Annotated in this window: 18 protein-coding genes and 1 tRNA gene; 7 read left to right on the top strand and 12 right to left on the bottom strand. The window is 61.0% G+C overall.

The annotated features are described in order from the left end of the window. From ppdK to ACIQ36_RS01730, 6 genes are all read right to left on the bottom strand, one after another. The coding region (ppdK, locus tag ACIQ36_RS01755) for a pyruvate, phosphate dikinase (protein ID WP_395824922.1) at window positions 1-2,024 on the bottom strand (2,024 nt) is incomplete at its 3' end. A 47-nt stretch (window positions 2,025-2,071) separates the two neighbouring features. Continuing rightward, entirely contained in the window at window positions 2,072-4,225 is a 2,154-nt protein-coding gene (gene glyS, locus ACIQ36_RS01750) for a glycine--tRNA ligase subunit beta (protein WP_395824919.1), read from the bottom strand. A 20-nt stretch (window positions 4,226-4,245) separates the two neighbouring features. Beyond that, window positions 4,246-5,121, bottom strand: coding sequence for a glycine--tRNA ligase subunit alpha (locus ACIQ36_RS01745; RefSeq protein ID WP_395824916.1), 876 nt, complete (start codon window positions 5,119-5,121; stop codon window positions 4,246-4,248). Window positions 5,122-5,246: 125 nt separating this feature from the next. After that, a complete protein-coding gene (locus ACIQ36_RS01740; protein WP_395824913.1) occupies window positions 5,247-5,510 on the bottom strand; it encodes a hypothetical protein in 264 nt (87 codons plus the stop codon). An 11-nt stretch (window positions 5,511-5,521) separates the two neighbouring features. Then, a complete protein-coding gene (locus ACIQ36_RS01735) occupies window positions 5,522-6,889 on the bottom strand; it encodes an MATE family efflux transporter (RefSeq protein WP_395824910.1) in 1,368 nt (455 codons plus the stop codon). A gap of 88 nt (window positions 6,890-6,977) precedes the next feature. Next, on the bottom strand, window positions 6,978-7,763 hold the full coding sequence (locus tag ACIQ36_RS01730; RefSeq protein WP_395824906.1) for a tRNA1(Val) (adenine(37)-N6)-methyltransferase: 786 nt from the start codon (window positions 7,761-7,763) through the stop codon (window positions 6,978-6,980). A 201-nt stretch (window positions 7,764-7,964) separates the two neighbouring features. On the opposite strand from ACIQ36_RS01730, the gene ACIQ36_RS01725 reads away from it, so the two are divergent. The 4 genes from ACIQ36_RS01725 (at window position 7,965) to ACIQ36_RS01710 (ending at window position 11,164) form a co-directional block, all read left to right on the top strand. Continuing rightward, window positions 7,965-8,981: a polyprenyl synthetase family protein gene (locus tag ACIQ36_RS01725; protein ID WP_395824903.1), complete on the top strand. Its 1,017-nt coding sequence runs from the start codon at window positions 7,965-7,967 to the stop codon at window positions 8,979-8,981. 66 nt (window positions 8,982-9,047) lie between these two features. Beyond that, window positions 9,048-9,124: transfer RNA gene (locus ACIQ36_RS01720), tRNA-Pro, on the top strand. A 125-nt stretch (window positions 9,125-9,249) separates the two neighbouring features. Continuing rightward, complete coding sequence (locus ACIQ36_RS01715; protein ID WP_395824900.1) at window positions 9,250-9,897, top strand: hypothetical protein; 648 nt, start codon at window positions 9,250-9,252, stop codon at window positions 9,895-9,897. 10 nt (window positions 9,898-9,907) lie between these two features. Further along, window positions 9,908-11,164, top strand: a complete 1,257-nt coding sequence (locus ACIQ36_RS01710; RefSeq protein ID WP_395824897.1) for a hypothetical protein — start codon at window positions 9,908-9,910, stop codon at window positions 11,162-11,164. Here ACIQ36_RS01710 and ACIQ36_RS01705 read toward each other — a convergent pair. The 4 genes from ACIQ36_RS01705 to purB form a co-directional block, all read right to left on the bottom strand. Continuing rightward, on the bottom strand, window positions 11,135-11,461 hold the full coding sequence (locus ACIQ36_RS01705) for a hypothetical protein (RefSeq protein ID WP_395824894.1): 327 nt from the start codon (window positions 11,459-11,461) through the stop codon (window positions 11,135-11,137). The two genes, ACIQ36_RS01710 and ACIQ36_RS01705, sit on opposite strands and share 30 nt — an antisense overlap. Window positions 11,462-11,480: 19 nt before the next feature. Beyond that, window positions 11,481-12,002 carry an EndoU domain-containing protein gene (locus ACIQ36_RS01700; RefSeq protein ID WP_395824892.1) on the bottom strand — a complete coding sequence of 174 codons (522 nt, stop codon included), beginning with the start codon at window positions 12,000-12,002 and terminating at the stop codon, window positions 11,481-11,483. Window positions 12,003-12,079: 77 nt separating this feature from the next. Further along, window positions 12,080-13,336, bottom strand: coding sequence for a tyrosine--tRNA ligase (tyrS, locus tag ACIQ36_RS01695; protein WP_395824889.1), 1,257 nt, complete (start codon window positions 13,334-13,336; stop codon window positions 12,080-12,082). A gap of 202 nt (window positions 13,337-13,538) precedes the next feature. Continuing rightward, on the bottom strand, window positions 13,539-14,837 hold the full coding sequence (purB, locus tag ACIQ36_RS01690; protein ID WP_395824886.1) for an adenylosuccinate lyase: 1,299 nt from the start codon (window positions 14,835-14,837) through the stop codon (window positions 13,539-13,541). A gap of 168 nt (window positions 14,838-15,005) precedes the next feature. Between purB and ACIQ36_RS01685 the strand changes: the two genes are divergently transcribed. Both ACIQ36_RS01685 and ACIQ36_RS01680 read left to right on the top strand, forming a co-directional pair. Next, window positions 15,006-15,200, top strand: coding sequence for a hypothetical protein (locus ACIQ36_RS01685; RefSeq protein WP_395824883.1), 195 nt, complete (start codon window positions 15,006-15,008; stop codon window positions 15,198-15,200). 168 nt (window positions 15,201-15,368) lie between these two features. After that, on the top strand, window positions 15,369-15,638 hold the full coding sequence (locus ACIQ36_RS01680) for a hypothetical protein (protein WP_395824880.1): 270 nt from the start codon (window positions 15,369-15,371) through the stop codon (window positions 15,636-15,638). Window positions 15,639-15,755: 117 nt separating this feature from the next. On the opposite strand, the gene ACIQ36_RS01675 is transcribed toward ACIQ36_RS01680, so the two are convergent. Further along, a complete protein-coding gene (locus ACIQ36_RS01675; protein WP_395824877.1) occupies window positions 15,756-17,234 on the bottom strand; it encodes a methyl-accepting chemotaxis protein in 1,479 nt (492 codons plus the stop codon). A 257-nt stretch (window positions 17,235-17,491) separates the two neighbouring features. Continuing rightward, a complete protein-coding gene (locus ACIQ36_RS01670; RefSeq protein ID WP_395824874.1) occupies window positions 17,492-18,379 on the bottom strand; it encodes an ROK family protein in 888 nt (295 codons plus the stop codon). Between the two features lie 109 nt (window positions 18,380-18,488). Between ACIQ36_RS01670 and ACIQ36_RS01665 the strand changes: the two genes are divergently transcribed. Then, window positions 18,489-19,040 (top strand): MOSC domain-containing protein, encoded by a 552-nt coding sequence (locus tag ACIQ36_RS01665; protein WP_395824871.1) that lies wholly within the window; start codon window positions 18,489-18,491, stop codon window positions 19,038-19,040. The last annotated feature ends 1 nt before the right edge of the window (window position 19,041 follow it).

Here is a 19,041-nt window from a genome sequence, read left to right as displayed (position 1 = left end):
TGCAAAGCCGAACCGCGCGCTTTAACGAAGGCGAGATCTTTGCCCGACGCCACCGCGACTTCCTGCATTTCGGCTTCCGTGTGCGGCAGAAACTCGTGCAGGGGCGGATCGAGCAGGCGGATCGTGACAGGGAGCCCCGCCATGATGGTGAAGAGTTCGACGAAATCGCTGCGCTGCATCGGCAGAATCTTGGCGAGCGCCGCGCGGCGACCAGCTTCATCGTCGGCCATAATCATTTCACGTACGGCGATGATGCGGTCGGCGTCGAAGAACATATGTTCGGTGCGGCACAGGCCAATGCCTTCCGCGCCGAATTCCCGTGCGGTGCGGGCATCCAGCGGGGTTTCGGCATTGGTGCGCACCTTCATCGTGCGCTTGGCGTCGGCCCAGCCCATCAGCGTGGCAAAGCTGCCGGAAAGCTGCGGCTGCAGCGTCGGCACCTGCCCAACGAAGACTTCGCCGGTGCTGCCATCCAGCGTAATGTAATCGCCGACTTTCACGACGGTACCCCGAAGCGAAAGCGTTCCCGCCGCGTAATCGATGCGTACTTCCCCGGCCCCGGCGACGCAGGGGCGGCCCATGCCGCGCGCCACCACCGCCGCGTGGCTGGTCATGCCGCCGCGCGTGGTGAGAATGCCCTTGGCGGCATGCATGCCGTGAATATCTTCCGGGCTGGTTTCGATGCGCACCAGAATGACGGCCTCGCCCTTTGCGGCCAAATCTTCCGCCGCGTCGGCTGAGAAGACAACGCGCCCATAGGCGGCACCGGGCGAGGCAGGCAGGCCGCGCGTCAACAGATTACGCGGGGCATTCGGATCAAGGCGCGGGTGCAGAAGCTGATCCAGGCTGCGCGGCTCGACACGCTGAATGGCTTCTTCCTGGGTAATCAGCCCCTCGTTCGCCATATCGACGGCAATCTTCAGCGCAGCTTCCGCCGTGCGCTTCCCGCTACGGGTTTGCAGCATATAGAGCTTGCCCGACTGAACGGTGAACTCGATATCCTGCACGTCGCGGAAATGCCGCTCCAGCTTATCGCGCACCGCCGCCAGTTCGGCGAACACCTGCGGCATGGATTCTTCCATCGCGGGTAGGGTGGAATGATTAGCGATTTTGCCCTGAACGGTAATCTGCTGCGGCGTGCGAATGCCCGCCACCACGTCTTCGCCCTGGGCGTTGATGAGATATTCGCCGTAGAAAATATTCTCGCCCGTTGAAGGATCGCGGGTGAAGGCAACGCCGGTGGCGCAATCTTGGCCCATATTGCCGAAGACCATCGCCTGAATATTCACCGCCGTGCCCCAGCTTTCCGGGATTTCGTGCAGGCGGCGGTACACAATGGCGCGCTGGTTCATCCAGCTTGCGAAAACCGCGCCAATCGCGCCCCAAAGCTGCTCGTGCGGGTCTTGCGGGAAGTCGCGGCCCAGGGCGTGCTGCACTTCGGCCTTATAATCAGCAACGACTTCTTTCCAATCGTCTGCCGACAGGTCGGTGTCGAGCGAATGGCCCTTTTCGTCCTTATGCCGGTCCAGAATTTCTTCGAAATGATGGTGGTCGATGTCGAGCACCACATTCGAGTACATCTGGATGAAGCGGCGATAGCTGTCGTAGGCAAAGCGCCCGTCGCCCGAGAGCTTGGCGAGCCCTTCGACCGTGGCATCATTGAGGCCGAGGTTCAGCACCGTATCCATCATCCCCGGCATCGAGGCCCGCGCGCCGGAGCGCACCGAGACGAGCAGCGGGTTGGTGGCATCGCCGAACACCTTACCAACGATCTTTTCGACCGTCGCCAAAGCTGCTGCGGCCTGGGTTTTCAGTTCCGCCGGATACTGGCGGCCATTGGCATAATAATAGGTGCAGAGTTCGGTCGTAATGGTAAAGCCCGGCGGCACGGGCAGGCCGAGATTGCTCATTTCGGCAAGGTTTGCACCCTTACCGCCGAGCAGATTGCGCATCCCGGAATGACCTTCCGAGCTTCCGTCGCCGAAGCTGTAAACCCAACGATGCGTCGCCGTCGCCTCAACCATCTCGTTCCCCTTACCCCGATGAAAAAGCAGGCCCTGGGCGGGCCGCGCTAGCCTTCAATCACCCCGAAATCGGCAATGGCCGAACAGGTTTTGCGATAGCGGGCGAGCAGTGCCAAGCGATTGGCGCGCACCCCCGTATCGTCTGCATTTACCGTCACATGCGTAAAGAACGCGTCAACGGGATCGCGCAGCGCGCCGAGGCGTTTCATTGCCTCCACGAACTGTTCCTCGGCCACCAAGCTTTCCACGGCGGGCAATGCCGCTTCCAGCGCGTCGGCCAAGGCTTTTTCCTCTGCTTGCGTCAGCAGAGGCTGAGCGACGGTCTCCTGGGCAGGGCGACCGTCCTTCTTTTCTTCGATTTTCAAAATATTCGCGGCGCGGCGGAAGGCGGCCAGCATATCGGCCCCCACGGGGGTTGCAATGAAATCGCTGAGCGCGGTGACGCGCGCCAGCAGCCGCACCACATCATCTTCCGTACCGAGGGCGAAGACGGCCTGAATGAGATCATGGCGCTGGCCTTGGTCGCGCAGCGTGACTTTCAGCCGGTCGGCAAGGAAAGCGAGCAGCGCATCGACGGTGGCCGCCGTATCGAGCTTTTCGATCTGCGGCCCATAGAGCGATACCGCCGCATCCAGCACCGGACGCAGGGCCAAGCGCAGGCCGTTCTCGGTGATAATGCGCAGCACGCCCAGGGCGGCGCGGCGCAGGGCGAACGGGTCTTTCGAGCCGGTCGGCTTTTCGTCGATGGCGAAGAGCCCGGCGAGCAGATCGAGCTTATCGGCTAGGGCTACCACGCGGGAAACCGGCGCGGTCGGCACCCGGTCAGACGGGCCGACCGGCGCGTAATGATCGGCGATGGCATGTGCGACCGCCTCGTCTTCCCTCTGGTGGCGGGCGTAATAGCGCCCGATGACGCCTTGCAGTTCGGGGAACTCGCCGACCATGCCGGTGGAAAGATCGGCCTTGGCGAGGCGTGCGGCCCGGTCGGCCAGCGCGGCATCGGCTCCGGTTTGCCCTGCGAGCGTCACCGCCAGCACGGCCAGCCGGTCCACACGCGCGGCAACCGTGCCAAGCTTGGCGTGGAACACTCGGCTCGTGAGCTTTTCCGCCCAAACTTCCAGCCGAAGCTTGCGGTCTTGATCCCAGAAGAAGCGCGCATCGGACAGGCGGGCACGCAGCACGCGCTGATTGCCGGAGATAATCGCCGCCCCGCCATCGCGCGCCACCATATTGGCGACAACGACGAAATAGGGCGCGATCTTCGCGTCACCCTCGGCGGATTCTTGCGGCACCAGGGCGAAATATTTCTGATGCTCGCGCATAGAGGTGGTCAGCACTTCGGCGGGCACATCCATGAAGGCATCGTCGATGCGGCCCAGCAGCGGCACCGGCCATTCAACCAGCCCGGCCACTTCTTCCAGCAAGGCGGCATCCGGCTTGACGCGGCAGTTGACCGAGGCGGCGAGCGTTTCGGCTTCTGTGAGGATGAGGCGCTTGCGCTCCTCCCGGTCCAGCATCACGAACCCGGCGCGCAGCTTGGCCTGATAATCGGCGGCATCGACCACCGAAACCGCATCGGGCGCCAGAAAGCGGTGTCCGAAGGTCTGGTTGCCAAACGGCAGATAATTGAGATCACCCGTATCGCCCGCAGCGCGATAGCCCGGCTGCTCACCGCCCTCGACATTGCGGCCCAGGTGCAAACCGCCGGGCAGGGTTTGCCCGTCGAACAGCGCCAGAATCGACCGCAAGGGGCGCACCCAAGCAAGGCGCGTGTCGCGCCAGCGCATCGATTTCGGCCATGTATAGCCCAGGATCAGACCGCAAATCAGCTCCGGCAGCACGTCGCGCGTCGGGCGGCCCTGGATGTGGGTGACGGCAAACAGCACCGCGCCCTTATCGGTCTCGCGGGTTTCAAGCTGGTCGCGGGTAAGGCCGGTCGATTTGAGGAAGCCCTGAATCGCCCCCGCCGGCGCATCGGCGCGCGGGCCTTTGCGCTCTTCGGACCGATCCGGTTGGGCCGTGGGCAGGCCGGTGGCATGGAAAGTAACGCGGCGCGGCGTGACCCAGACCGCAAGGCTCTGCGGCGCAAGGCCCGCCTCGGTCAACGCGGCAGCCAGTCGGTCGCGCAGCTCTTCCGCCGCCCGCGCCTGCATGCGCGCCGGGATTTCTTCGGAAAAGAGTTCGAGCAGCAAATCGGCCATTATTCAGTTCCTGACGGTATTCACGCGCCGCGCACGGCAAGCCAGCCTTCGCAACACCCTTTGGAAAGGGCGCGCACCCGGCCGATATAGGCGGCGCGTTCCGTGACCGAGATCACGCCGCGCGCATCGAGCAGGTTGAAGGTATGGCTGGCTTTGATGGCTTGGTCATAGGCGGGCAGCGGCAGATTTACGGCCAACAGCTTCTGGCATTCGGCCTCGGCCTCGTTGAAGTGCCGGAATAGCACTTCGGTATTGGCGTGCTCGAAATTATAGGCGCTGAACTGCTTTTCATTCTCTAGGAACACGTCGCCATAGGTCTTCCGGCCAGGGCCTTTGACGCCGTTCCAATCGAGATCGTAGACATTCTCGACGCCCTGCACATACATGGCGAGGCGTTCCAGCCCGTAGGTAAGCTCGGCGCACACCGGATTGGCTTCGATACCGCCGACCTGCTGGAAATAGGTGAATTGGGTGACTTCCATCCCATCGCACCAGACTTCCCAACCAAGGCCCCAGGCCCCCAGCGTCGGGCTTTCCCAATCGTCTTCAACGAAACGAATATCGTGCTCGGCGGGGTCAATACCCAGCGCTTTCAGGCTGTCCAGATACAGCGCCTGCGGGTCGACCGGCGAGGGCTTCAGGATCACCTGGAACTGATAATAATGCTGCAAGCGGTTGGGGTTCTCGCCATAGCGCCCATCGGTCGGGCGGCGCGAGGGCTGGACGTAGGCCACATTCCACGTATCCGGCCCCAAAGTCCGCAGCGTGGTCGCGGGATGAAAGGTTCCGGCCCCAACTTCGACATCATAGGGCTGCAGCAACGCACAGCCTTGGCTTGCCCAAAAGCTTTGCAGCGTCAGGATCAGCGATTGAAAGGGAAGCGGGCCGGACGCCATCCTATGACCTTTCGGTGACACAGCGAAAATCGCGCGCACCTTAGTCTGCTCGCGTCGCGTAAATCAAGCGCTCTCCCGCGCCGTTTTTGCGTTGCAACCGGAACGATTTCTCGGGTTTTGGGGGATTAAGGCGCGTGCGGGCAGGTGGAGCGCCCGCAGGAGCGGGCATTGCGCACCGGAACATAGGTGTCGCAGAAGGTGCATTTCCGCAAATCTTCCATCTGCCCTGCGCTCTCTGCGGTGCGGGCGGCAGGCTGCGGCGGCGGAACGGGTTCCGGCGGCGCTCGGCGAGCGCTGGGCGGACCCGCGCGCAGCTTAGTCAGCAGCATCCAGCCGACGACGCAGGCGACGACGAGAACGAGGAGTTTTCCGAGAGATAAGCCAAACATGGCACCACCTTTCACCCTTTCGCGGGTTCTGGCAAGCGCCGCGATTTAAGATGAAAGCGCACCGTGAGCGCCACCGCCGCCACCGCAAGCCCCAAGGCAAGACCGCTCCACAGGCCGACCAAGCGCAGGTCGAGCCAAAAGCCCAAAATCGCCCCGCTCGCCATGCCAATCGGCCAATAGGCGATGAGCCCGATCACCATCGGTCCGCGCGAATCCTTCAGGCCGCGCAAGGCCCCGGCGGCAATCGCTTGCGTTCCGTCGAACAGTTGGAACAGGGCGGCGATCACCAGCAAGGGCGCGGCAAAATCGAACACCGTCGTTGCATCGGCTTTCGTGGGATCCAGAAACAGCGCGGCAATCCAACGCCCGCCGATGGCAAGACCCAGGCCGGTTCCGCCCATACCGACGATACCAAGGCCGATCCCCGCCCAGCCGATTCGGCGCACCGCCAGAAGGTCGCCCTCGCCCGCCGCGCGCGCCACCCGCACCATGGTGGCGTGCGACAGGCCGACGGCGATCATGAAGGCCGTGGTGATGCTCTGATAGCCGATGCTATGGGCGGCGACTTCGGCCTGGGTGAAAAACCCCGCCAACGTCGTCGTCAGCATAAAGAACAGCGTTTCCGCCCCAAAGGCCACGCCCATCGGCCAGCCGATGCGCCACAGATCGGCCAACTGCCCGGCCTGCGCCAGCCCGCGCCGATGCAAGCCATAGGCGCGCACCTGGGGGGCGAAACGCAGGTAGAGCAGCATCCCCGCCATCATGGCAAAGCAGCCAACCATCACGGCGATCCCGACCCCCGCCCCCCCCATCGGCGCACCGATCCAACCGGATAGCAGCACATGCCCAACCAGCAGTTCCACCAGAACGCCGAATATGGCCATGATCGTGCCGATCAGCGGGCGCTCGATTGCTGCGAGGAAATAGCGCAAGGCCAGCACAATGGCATAGGGCAGCATCCCCGGTGCAAGCGCCTGGAGATACTGCCCAGTCAGCGAAACCAACCCCGGTTCCTGCCCGATTGCCGATAGAAAATGCGGTGCGAAGAACAGCAGGGCCATGCTCGGAATCGCCAAGAGAATCGCCAGCAACACCCCGCGCTGCGCATATCCCGCCGCCCGCCGCCCGTCGCCCTCACCTTCCGCCTGCGCCACCATCACGCCGGTCGACGATAGAATTCCGTTCACAATCACGGCGGCGGAAAAAAAGAAGGCGCTTCCCAAAGCCCCAGCAGCCATCGCATCGGTCCCGATCCGGCCTAAGAGCAGCGTGCCCACCAGATTCATGCCGACCAGCGCCAATTGCCCGATGATGATCGGGATAGCGAGCCTGAGCGACTGTACCGCCTGCGCGGGAATCGAGAGGGGTGAACCGCTCACGACCCAGATCGATCAAGACTATTAGAAAGCATAGTATCCACGCGCTAACGACGGTAAGATGTAGTCGAGCCTGGGCCTGACTACATAGTCAAGATGTAATAGTCGAAACCGGAGGGCTTGGGGATATTTCCCACGCCGCCTCCCCGCGCAAAATCGCTTCGGTTTGCGCGGTATAGGCCGATCCTGCCCCATGCAGCACAAGGCCGGACTGCAGCGTTAGCGGGGCCTGACTGCCCAAGCTCGCCTGAACCAGAACGCGCTTTGCCGCTGTACCGACGCGCGGCCACAGCGGGGCGACGGTAATGCCGCCGAAGCGGGGGCCGGGGCGGTCCTCCCCCGTCAAGGCGGCGAGAAGCGCCGACAGCCCATCCGCCCGATAGATCAGGCTAAGCATCCCGCGACGGGGCAGCAGCCGGGCGGCAAGCGCCACCCAATCGTTCAGAATTGCGCCATGGGTTGCCCGCGCCCGCCGCCCGTCCGGCGAGGGGGTCGCCGCCGGGTCGTGAAAGGGTGGGTTGCTGAAGAGGGCGGCAATCGGCGGCAGCGCCTTCGGCGTTAAAGCCTCCACCGCCCCTTCGATCACCGTAAACCGGTCGCTCACCCCGTTCAGCGCGGCATTTTGGCGGGCAAGCGCGGCAAGCAGCGGATCAATCTCAACCCCGATCACGGATACATCGGGTCGCCGGGCCAAGAGGCACAGGCTTGCCGCGCCGACGCCGCAGCCTAAATCAAGTAGGGTCGACCCTTCGCGGGGGCCGAGGCTGGCCGCGAGCAAAACCGGATCGATGGCGGCGCGATACCCGGCACTGGGTTGGCGCAGGCGCAGCTTTCCGCCATAGAACGGGGTTTCCGTGATAGAATCGGAGGAGATCACGCGAGGATTTGCCTTTGTTACCGGCCACACGGGCATATCTGACTTGACCCTGCGGGTACGCCGCCTATGCTCCCGCCGCAAGGATGTGACTGAAGAGTAAGGGCTTACACCTCGCCCGTCGAGACGTGAGACCGGCTTCAAGGCCCAGAATCAAGGCCCCCGAATCAAGGCCCCGAACCAAAGACGGATTGCCGCGCAGCTATGACCCGAGCCCTGACCTCTCCCGATACGCCCCCGGCCGCGCCGTCGCTGGATCGCCTCGTCGCGCTGGTAGCGCCGGATATGGCGGCGGTCAATCAGATCATTCTCGACCGAATGCAAAGCCCCGTTGCCCTTATTCCGCAGCTTGCGAGCCATTTGATCGCGGCGGGCGGTAAGCGCTTGCGCCCGCTGATTACGCTGGCCGCAGCCCAACTCTGCGGCTATCAGGGCAGCCGTCATCAGAAGCTCGCCGCCTGCGTCGAGTTCATCCATACCGCAACGCTGCTGCACGATGATGTGGTGGACGATAGTCTGCTGCGCCGGGGCGCGGCCTCCGCCAATGCCATCTTTGGCAATAAGTCGAGCGTGCTGGTGGGCGATTTCCTCTTCTCCCGCGCCTTCCAATTGATGGTTGAAGACGGCTCCTTGCGCGTACTGGCCGTGCTTTCCGAAGCCTCCGCCGTGATTGCCGAAGGCGAAGTGCATCAGCTTCTGACAACCGGCGATTTGGAAACCACCGAGGCCCAGTATCTCGAAGTCATCAGCGCTAAAACCGCCGTGCTCTTCGCCGCCGCCGCCGAAGTAGGGGCCGTGGTCGCCGACCGACCGGAGGATGAAATTCAAGCCCTGCGCCGCTTCGGCACTAACCTCGGCGTTGCCTTTCAGTTGATCGACGATGCCTTGGATTACGCTGCAAGCGAAGCCGCGCTGGGCAAAACCGTGGGCGATGATTTCCGCGAGGGCAAAGTAACTCTCCCCGTCATCCTTGCCTACGCGCGCGGCAATGCGAAAGAACGCGCCTTCTGGCATCGGACGATCGAAGAGCTGGAGCAAACCGACGCCGACCTTGCCACCGCCCAAACCTTAATCGAAAAATACGGCACCGTGCGCGAAACCGTTGCCCGCGCCCGCACGGTCGGCGAAGCCGCCAAAGCCGAGCTTGCGCGCTTCCCCGATCTTCCCATCCGAAGCAGTCTGATGGAAGCCATCGATTTTGCCGTTTCGCGGGGGTATTGACGCTAAGGCATGGGGGCGCTATACAGCCGCCCTCTCCCGCGCAAAACCCGAGCGGGGGTAGACTGACGGAGTGTAGCTTAGCCTGGTAAAGCGCTTGCTTCGGGAGCAAGAGAGCGGAGGTTCGAATCCTCTCACTCCGACCAATCGCCGCCGCTGTGGAAAACCGCAGCGGCGGTTTTGTTTTGGGGTGCTAAAACCTCTCGGCTCTATCCACCTCCGGCAGTTTCGCCTATGGTGGCCTCATCTTATCTGCCCGAAAGGACCAGTCATGGCCCGCCTCGCCTTCCTGCTCGCCTGCGATCAAGAGACGATCTATCCCAGCCCCGAGGCCGATGAAGGCATCACCCTCAAGGCGCTCGCCGTCGATGAGGAAAATATTCCGCTGCTGTGGCTGTGCCTGTTCGGCACCGAGCAACTCTATCAAGCCGAAATGGTCGCCACCGAAGTCGAGGGCGGCGAAGAAGAGATGACGCAGCTCACGGCACCGCTCGCCAAAGTGACCGACGCGATTGCCCGGCTGGAACGCACCGTTCCGCGCTTGGAAGCCGCCTACCCCGGTCGTGGCAGCCTGTCGAACCATAAGGATCTGCTGATCCAGGTTTTGCGCGCGTCGGGCCTTGAGTATGTGACCATCGACGCCGCCGATATTTCGGAAGTGTTCGAATCGGACGAAGATTTCGCCGATCTGCTGGCCGTCTGCCTCGATTACCTGAACGGCGCAGACCTTGAAGGGCTGGACGATCCGTCGGAAATTCTCAGCACCCTGTGCGATCTGCCGGAAGACGGGCGGTTCCTGTCGATCCCCGAGTTGCACACCAGCCCGGACACGACCGAATCCGACCTGATCACGCTCTGCCGTCTGCTCGGCACGGAAGCCGAAGTGCCGCTGCCGTGGGAACCGGCGGAGGAAGCGTAACCTTCCGCCTATGAAAAGCGCCTTGCTTTGGCCGATCCCGGCGCGGCACCTGGAGGCAGGCAGCCTTCTGGAAGTCGCCCGGGCGGCCCTTGATCAGGAACCTAGCCTAGAGGCCGCCAAAAACCGCTTAGAGCGCCAGCTTAAAGCCGGGTCGGCCAGCGAAGCGCTTGTGTTCGGCACACGCGCTTCCTTTTTGTTGGTTGCCGCCGAGGCGGACGATCTACCCGCGCTTGAAGCTGCCGAAGATATGCTGCACGAGGCCATCGAACGCGCGCCGGAGGATGGGCGGCTATGGCAGGCGATGGGCATGGCCCTGCTGCGCATCGCCGATGCCGGATTGGAGCCGCCGCTTGATTTGCTACGCGGCGCGGAAGCGGCCCTGAGCAAAGCCCAAAAGCTCGATATTTCCCTAAACCGCCTCGCCCTTACCCAAACGCGGCTGCTGCTCGGCCTGCTGGAAGCCAGCGCCGGGGATGTTTCCGACGATCGGCTTGACGGGATCGATGCCGAGCTTGCCGCCGCCGAAGCCCGCTATAAAGCCGCGCCGATGCAGGTGGTCACGCTGTTGCCGCTACTCGACGCTTTGCAAGTCAGCGCCCGGCTGGATTCGGAGAATGTCGCCGCCCGCTTAAACCGTATCGTCACGCTGCTGCGCGCGGCGGTGCCAAAGCTACCCGAGTTGAAAAAGACAATCCCCGCCTTGGCTGAGATGCTGCTAAGCGGGGCCTATACGATTGCGGACGAGGATGCCGCCTTTGCGCTGGCAAAGCAGGCCGCCCTGATGGCGAACGACGCCGTGAGCCTGCTGCCCGACGCGGTCGAGGTTCGGGTTCTGCACGGCAAAAGCTTAATCGAAATGGCGGGCTATGTCGGCGATGTGGACGCCGCCCGGCTGATGTTCGTCGCCCTCAACCGGTTCCAAGAAGCCGTCGATAGGACCGAGCGGCGCGATGCAGCCTTGCTCGTCACCCTCGGCAATGCCCACCTGCTGCACGCCCGGCTCGTGCGCGATGGCGAAGCCGATCTGCATTTCGACGATGCCCTTGCCGCCTACAGCGCCGCCGCCACCGCGAAAGGCCACCGCCACACCTTCCAGGAAGCCATCGTCCACGCCCTGCGCGGGGATGAGGAAGCGACCCAGATCGCCCTGGAGGATTGCCAGGATCTACCGGATGGCCCGACGCTGCTCACGCTGCCGGGGATCGAGACGTATCGGGAGCGGGAGTGGTTGCGCGCCTTAGTCCAGACGGCCACCGCGCCCGAGTAAGGCCGCGTGCCACTGGCTTACGACGGCTTCAAGCTGATCCAACGATACGGTGAGCATTAGGGTTTCATCAAACAGCCCGCTCAGAAACGCCTCGGTCGCCGTCACCCGAAGCGCGTAAAGATTGCCATAGAAGCTAACCTCTGCCGCTCGGCCTTTGTCCCGCAGCGCCGTTAAAATCTCTTCGGCACGCGGCGTATAGAGCCCAATATCCGTTTCCAAAAAATCGGCCAAAAGCGGTGGCACCATGCCGGGTGTTATCCGTAAGGACCCTTCCGGTGTGGGGGTAATCTCAATCATCGGTGCCGCCTGCCTCAGATTATCGGGGGAACGCGGTATTGATCTTCAAACCGCTGCCGGAGCCGAGCGTCCCCATCCGAATTTCAAAGGGTTGACCCGCGCTATCCAGGCAATAGGCCCCGCCCCCTGTGGGCGGTGCCGACATGCCCGAAACCCCCCAAGGGGCCACCGGCCCGCCATTATGGGCATAGGCATATTGCACCGAGGTCACGATCTGCGCTTGCGTGCAGGCATTGGGAAAGAAGGTCGAGAACTTGGTCGATCCATTGCTGAACCGTGGCGTGGCATTATAGAGGCCGTTACGGATGGGCGCGATGCCGCTAATGCTCACGACCGTTTTTCCCGTAGCCGGTGGAATAACGGTAGCGGAATGATAGCCTTTTGGCGTGCCCCCCGTGATTTCACCGCAGAACACATGCTCCTGATTGACCGGAACCGGGCCACCACTCCAGGTCGGCAGCGAGCAAGCAGCCTGCGCGCCGCCGCTTGCGGCCATACCGATAAAAACTACCAACCCTAGGCTTAGTCCGAAGAATCGCATTGAGCACCCTCCTTATGCGTGTTGACCGCTAGAATCATACTCGCATAAGGATATATTTTGTCATGCTAAAATACGATTTAACCGACCCGCACTAAGCCATAACTCTTCTTACCCTTGCGTAAGACCAGCACGGTTCCCTCAATGAAATCATTCGCGGTCAGCACGGGTTCGCCCGAGACCGGCTCGCCGCCGTTGAGCCGCACGGCCCCTTGCTGAATCTGGCGCTTGGCGTCGCCTTTCGACGCGGTGAGGCCGGTTTCCGTGAGCAGATCGGTCAGCGCCACCCCATCAGCGATACGGCCCTGCGGCAGGGTGACGGCGGGCACATCGGCGAAAATCTCCAGCAAAGTCGCCACCGGCAACCCCTGAATCGCGCCGGAGAAGAGCGCGTCAGAGGCTTTCTTTGCCCCCTCCAGCGCGTCCGCCCCATGAATGTCCCGCGTCAGGGTCTCGGCAAGCAATTTTTGCGCGGGTCGCGCGCCGGAGTTGGTGTCGAGCGCGTCGATTTCCTCAAGCGCAATATCGGTGAACAAACGCAGCAGGCGCTGCACGTCCGCATCCGCCGAATTCAACCAGAACTGATAGAAGGCATAGGGGCTGGTGAGCGCCGGATCGAGGAAGATCGCCCCTTTCTCCGACTTGCCGAACTTCTTGCCGTCCGAATTGGTCAGCAGCGGAACCGTCAGCCCAAAGGCGCGGTTGCCGGTCACGCGGCGGATCAGATCGGTACCGGAGACGATATTGCCCCATTGGTCCGACCCGCCGGTTTGCAGTGTGCAGCCGTAGCGCTTATGCAGTTCCAAGAAATCGTAGGATTGCAGCAGCGAATAGGTGAATTCGGTAAAGGAAATCCCCTCCCCATCCCGCTCAAAGCGCGATTTCACCGAATCGCGCTGAATCATCGCATTCACCGAGAAATGCTTGCCGATATCCCGGAGGAAATCGAGCAGGTTCACCTCGCTCAGCCAATCGAGATTATTGGCGTAGATCGGCGGATTGTCGTCGGCCTGCAAAATACGCGTCACCTGGGCGTGGATCAGCCGCCCATTCTCCGCCACCGTTTCCGCCGTCAACAGGTTGCGCTCGGTCGACTTGCCCGAGGGATCGCCGATCAGCCCGGTGCCGCCGCCAATCAGCGCAATCACCCGGTGCCCCGCACGCTGCATATGCTTCATCAAGGTCAGCGGCAGCAAATGCCCGACGTGCAGCGAGGTCGCGGTTGGATCATAGCCATTATAGAACGTGATCGGCCCCGCCGCCAAAACCGCGCCCAAATCCTCAGCCGTCTTCTGATGGACCAGGCCCCGAGCTTCCAACGTCGCCAATACGCTCATTTTTTTATCCTTACTCTTTCGCTGCGCGAGATGGGGCGCTGCCCCAAACCCCGCTCAAGGGCCGAATGGCCCTTAAGAAACCCATTTTTGCCGTCAAACGGGAACACCCCGCCGTCAAAGCGCTTCGATGTAAGAAAAAAGGTTTCCAAAGGGCAAGCCCTTTGGTGGGGGTGCAGGGGGTGAAGCCCCCTGCAAACCTATCCTAGGCCTCGCCGAACACCCGTTTGAACAGGGTATCCACATGGCGCGTATGCTGGCCGAGATCGAAGAGGGCTTCGATATCCTTCGGCGTCAGATGCTTCGCCACATCGGCATCGGCTTCGAGCAGGGCGCGATAGTTTTTGCCCTCTTGCCAGGAGGCCATAGCGTTGCGCTGCACGGCCTTATAGGCGTCTTCGCGGCTCATGCCCTTTTGGGTGAGTTCCAGCAGCACTTGCTGGGAGTGAACGAGGCCGCCGAGCAGATCGAGGTTTGCTTGCATGCGCTCGGGGTAGACGACGAGCTTATCGACCACCGAGGTCAGGCGGGCGAGGGCGAAATCCAGCGTTACGGTCGCGTCCGGGGCGATCATCCGTTCGACCGAGGAGTGGGAAATATCGCGCTCGTGCCACAGGGCGACGTTTTCCATCGCCGGGATCACCGCCGCGCGGACGAGCCGGGCGAGGCCGGTGAGGTTTTCGGTCAGAACCGGGTTGCGCTTGTGCGGCATGGCCGACGAGCCCTTTTGCCCGGCGGAGAAAAACTCTTCCGCTTCGCGCACTTCCGTGCGTTGCAGGTGACGGATTTCCGTCGCCAACCGCTCGATGGAGGAGGCGATGACACCCAAGGTAGCGAAGAAGGCGGCGTGCCGGTCGCGCGGGATGACTTGGGTTGAGATGGTTTCGGCCTTCAGCCCCAGCTTTTCCGCTACATATTCCTCAACGCGCGGATCGAGATGGGCGAAAGTGCCGACCGCGCCGGAGATGGCGCAGGTGGCGATTTCTTCGCGCGCGGCCAACAGGCGGGTCTTGTTCCGGGCGAACTCGGCGTAATAGGTGGCAAGCTTCAGGCCGAAGGTGACGGGCTCGGCGTGGATGCCGTGGCTGCGGCCCACAGTGAGCGTGTGCTTATGCTCAAAGGCGCGGCGTTTCAGCGCAGCCAGCAGGCCATCAAGGTCTTCCAGCAGAATATCGGTGGCTTGGGTGAGTTGCACTGCAAGGCAGGTATCGAGCACGTCCGAGGAGGTCATGCCCTGGTGAACGAAGCGCGCTTCCTCCCCCACATACTCCGCAAGATTGGTGAGGAAAGCGATCACATCATGCTTGGTTTCCGCCTCAATCTCTTCGATTCGCGCCACATTGAAGGCCCCGCGCGCGCGCACTGCGACGGGCACTTCCTTCGGAATCGTGCCAAGCTCCGCCATCGCTTCGGCGGCGAGCGTCTCGATCTCCATCCAGATTTTATAGCGGTTCTCGGACTCCCAAATGGCGACCATCTTGGGGCGGCTGTAGCGAGGGATCATTTTCGGGCCTTGCTGCGTTGCAAAAAAGTAATCTCGATTTAATCCCTCTTAGGGCATAGTTTGTGTCAAACAAGCGACAAGAGCTTGACCCTGGTATGACAATCACCCGCCGGGGGACGTTCGATAGGCCCGAATGTGTCGGGCTTGCGTAGGATGGGGAGTTAGCAGATGTCGCCGTATTTCGCTACCCACGCCGGATTGCTCCAATATGTCGCCGATGATTTTTCGGCGCTGGCGGGGCGTGATCGAGAGTTTGGCGACAAGCTGGCCCTCTACGCCGATATTCTGCGCCATATGATCGATGAGTTGGCCCCAAAGGCCGATGAAACCGCCGAGCCGCTGCGCGAAGCCATTCCCGCCTGATCGCAAGGGCATTGCACGCATCTAATTGCAACCAAAAGGAAGTTTTTAGAGCTTTTTGCACATCATATCGCCTCCGGCATTTTCGATAATTGGGCCGCCGAAATCGCCCGGCGCACGGGGGTTGTTTTCGACATCAAACGCGCGCCGAGCGCCCGCTTGCAATAGGCGTTGAAAGACGGAAGTGTCGATCTTGCCTTCGGGGTCAAAAGCACCGGGACTGGCACGTTCGTCGATTATCCCGCCTGCCCGGTCGCAAGTCCGGTGCTGATTATCGCCGCCAAGGGCTTTAAAATGCAGCGAGTGGAAGATCTCTACAGCGCACCGCAGGGCGTCGGAGTTATTCGCGGCGTTAGCTATGATAAGGCGTTTGAGGCAATGGCAGCCGACGGATCGGCGGCAACGATTGTCACCAAATATGTCGGCAACGACTGGCATTAACCGCCCCCCCGTCGAGCTTTAGAAGCTCCGGTGCGGGGCCACAGCTCCTGCCGAGCATAAAGACGGCTTCCCAGCCAAGGCGGTCGCAGAGCGTTTGAGGTTTTATGGAACGCGAGGCTAGCGAACCAAAACCTCCGCCGCCTGCTTGGTGCTCGTTACCGCGCTTTGCACTTGTTCAACCGCAGAGCTAATCGCATCAATACTATTATTGAAGTTCGCGACGGCGGCGGAGGCGCTTTGCATGTTCATCGACATGGTCTGCGTCACCGCACTCTGCTCCTCCACCGCCGAGGCGGTTCCCACCACATGCTCCCGCACCGAAGAGACAATATCGCGGATGCCCGCGAGCGCCGTCGCCACCTCGCCCGAGGTTGCTTGAATCCCATCAATCTCGGTAGAGATTTGATCAGTTGCTCTGGCAGCTTGATTGGCGAGGTTTTTAACTTCCGACGCCACGACAGCAAAACCGCGTCCTGCGTCCCCCGCGCGAGCCGCTTCAATGGTGGCGTTCAGGGCCAGAAGATTGATCTGGCTTGCGATATTGTTAATCAGGCTCACGATGCCATTCATCGCCTGCCCCGCCACCGCCAAGCGTTCGGTGCTGCTGCTCGCGGCGAGCGTCTGCTCCACGGCGCTTTCGGTTGCGGTGCGGGCGCGGACCATGCTTTGCGCGATTTCCCCGATGGACGCCACCAGTTCTTCCGCGCTGGCGGCAACGGTCTGCACGTTAACCGACGTGGCTTCCGCCGCGTGGTGAGCCGAGGCAGCCTCAATGCTCGATTTTTGCAAGGCTGCATTGATGTCGCCGAAGTTGGTATCCAAAATAACTTTCAAGTTATTCAAAAGATTAACCTGGTTGGTCACATCAACCGCGAACTTAACAATCTTGGTCAGTTTACCATTTTGATCAAAAATTGGGTTATAAGCCCCCTCTATCCACACTTCCTTACCAGATTTAGCGATGCGCCGATATTGGGCTGCCTGATATTCACCTTTTGCTAGATTTTGCCAGAAACGCACATAGTCAGGACTATCGCGATAGGCACGATCCACGAAGATATTATGATGCTTTCCTAGCACCTCTTCCAAACGATAGCCCATGACCTTGAGGAAATTATCATTTGCTCGCGTAATAATACCATCGACCGTGAATTCGATAACGGCTTGGGAACGGCTGATCGCCATCATTTGGGCGGCGTAATCGAGATTCTCCAAGCGCTCCTTAGCATTCGACCATTCAACGACAAAACCGATGGACCGGCCCGCCTCCATTAAGGGGATAACCAGCAGGTCGAACTGGTAACTGGCCAGTTTAATGGTTGCGTTATGGGGCTTGTTTAAACTCGCCAGCATGTTGCGCTGATACTGCGGATTTTTATGAAAAACATCAATGTTGCTGCCAATGAGCGCATCCACCTTAAAGCGAGGCAGATCTCTTCTAAGATCAGTTTCAGCCTCTTTTAAAAGTTCAACGACAGATTTATTCACATAAACAATATTAAGATTTTCATCAGCGACCATAACTTTGGCGTTTAGTTCGTCTAAAGCCGCGATTTTGCGTTTCAGAACATTTTCCTTCTGAGATTTACGAAACATTTTTCCCCCACTTAAAAAACTCAGAAGTCCACAATATCACCACTTGATATATTATGTATTAAAATAAAAAAAATTATAGCCTAGCTTGAAAATAGATGAATTCAGCACATTTTTCTCATATACAACCAAAAATTGATCATTATTAGATATGTTGCAATTTTACTTTTACAAATAAACGAGATTTTTATTATCGATAATTAATAATAATTTTCATAAATATATCTAAATCTGCAACAAAATCCCTAGCTGCTTCCCGTCTAGACCGGCCACAACCACGCCGCGCCGCGCACCCCTGAACTATCGCCATGTTTATTCTTCAGAAACCGGGTGCGTAACGGGCCACCGCCGAACAACAGCGCTTCGATGCGCGGCGGCACGTTGGTATAGAGCCGGTCGAGGTTCGAGAGCCCCCCGCCCAGCACAATCGCATCGGGGTCGAGCACGTGAATGACCGTGGTGAGCGCCCGCGCAAGCCGGTCCTCATAGGTTTGCAACGCGGCCTCGGCCCAGGCTTCACCCGCACTGGCAGCGTCGGCGATGGCTTTGGCCTTGTGGCCGCGCCCTTCGGTCAACTCGAAGCCGGTGCCGGAAATCCAGGTTTCAAGACAGCCCGATTTGCCGCAGTAGCAGGGCGTGCCGGGAAGCTCGTCGGGGGTTGCCCAGGGCAGCGGATTATGGCCCCATTCGCCGCCGATCCCGTTCGGCCCGGCCCAAACCTGGCCTTTGAGGGCAACGCCCCCGCCCGTTCCCGTGCCGATGATGACGGCGAAAACCACATCGAGCCCGGCGGCAGCGCCATCCGAGGCTTCGGACGCAGCAAGACAGTTGGCGTCGTTCGTCACGCGCACCGGGCGGCCCAGGGCTTCGGTTAAATCCTGATCAAAGGGATGGCCGTTCAGAACTTGCGTATTGGCATTCTTCACCCGGCCCGTAATCCGGTCGACCGTACCAGGAATTCCGACACCCAAAGAACCCTGTTCGCCTAAGGCCGCCTCGGCCTGCGCCACCAGCCCGGCAATCGTCGCGATGATGGCGCGATAGTCGGTGCGCGGGGTTGGCACGCGCGTGCGGTAGGCTTCCGAGCCATCCGCGCGCAGGGCCACGATTTCGGTTTTAGTGCCGCCCAGATCGACGCCAAGACGCATGGTTTTCCTCCCGATTATCGCATTGTTGTAGCGAAATTTCTTCGCGCCGCCAGCCCCTCTTGCGTTAAAGAATGCAGCTACCGTTCAAAGCTGCATGTAAAGGACCGCTATGCCAGCCCTCACCGGAACAATCGTTGCCGTTAGCCTCAGCCCCACGCATCGTTTCAGCAAATCGCCGCAGCTTGAAATCCGGTTGCGCGCCGGGTTTGGCGTGGAAGGCGATGCGCACGCGGGCGAAAAGGTAAAGCACCGCTCGCGGGTGCGGGTTAACCCGGATCAGCCGAACCTGCGACAAGTCCATCTCATTCACACGGAACTGTTTGAGGAATTGGCGGCGAAGGGCTTCGATATAGCCCCCGGCACCATTGGCGAGAATATCGCAACGCGCGGGCTGGACTTGCTGGCGCTGCCGCAGGGCACCCGGCTTGCCATCGGCCCCAGCGCCCTCGTCGAGATCACAGGATTGCGCAATCCCTGCGCCCAACTCGACAACTATAAGCCAGGGCTAACGCAGGCAGTGCTGGACCGTGATGCGGCGGGCGAACTCGTGCGCAAAGCCGGAATCATGGGCATCGTCTTGGCCGATGGCCCTGTGCAGCCGGGCGATGCGATCCGGGTGACCCTGCCCCCCGAACCGCACCGCCCCTTAGCGCCCGTTTAAC

The organism is Elstera sp. (assembly GCF_044372965.1).
Classification (GTDB): domain Bacteria; phylum Pseudomonadota; class Alphaproteobacteria; order Elsterales; family Elsteraceae; genus Elstera.
The sequence above is the reverse complement of the archived record's forward strand: the minus strand, read 5'-3'. Positions and strand labels throughout refer to the sequence as shown.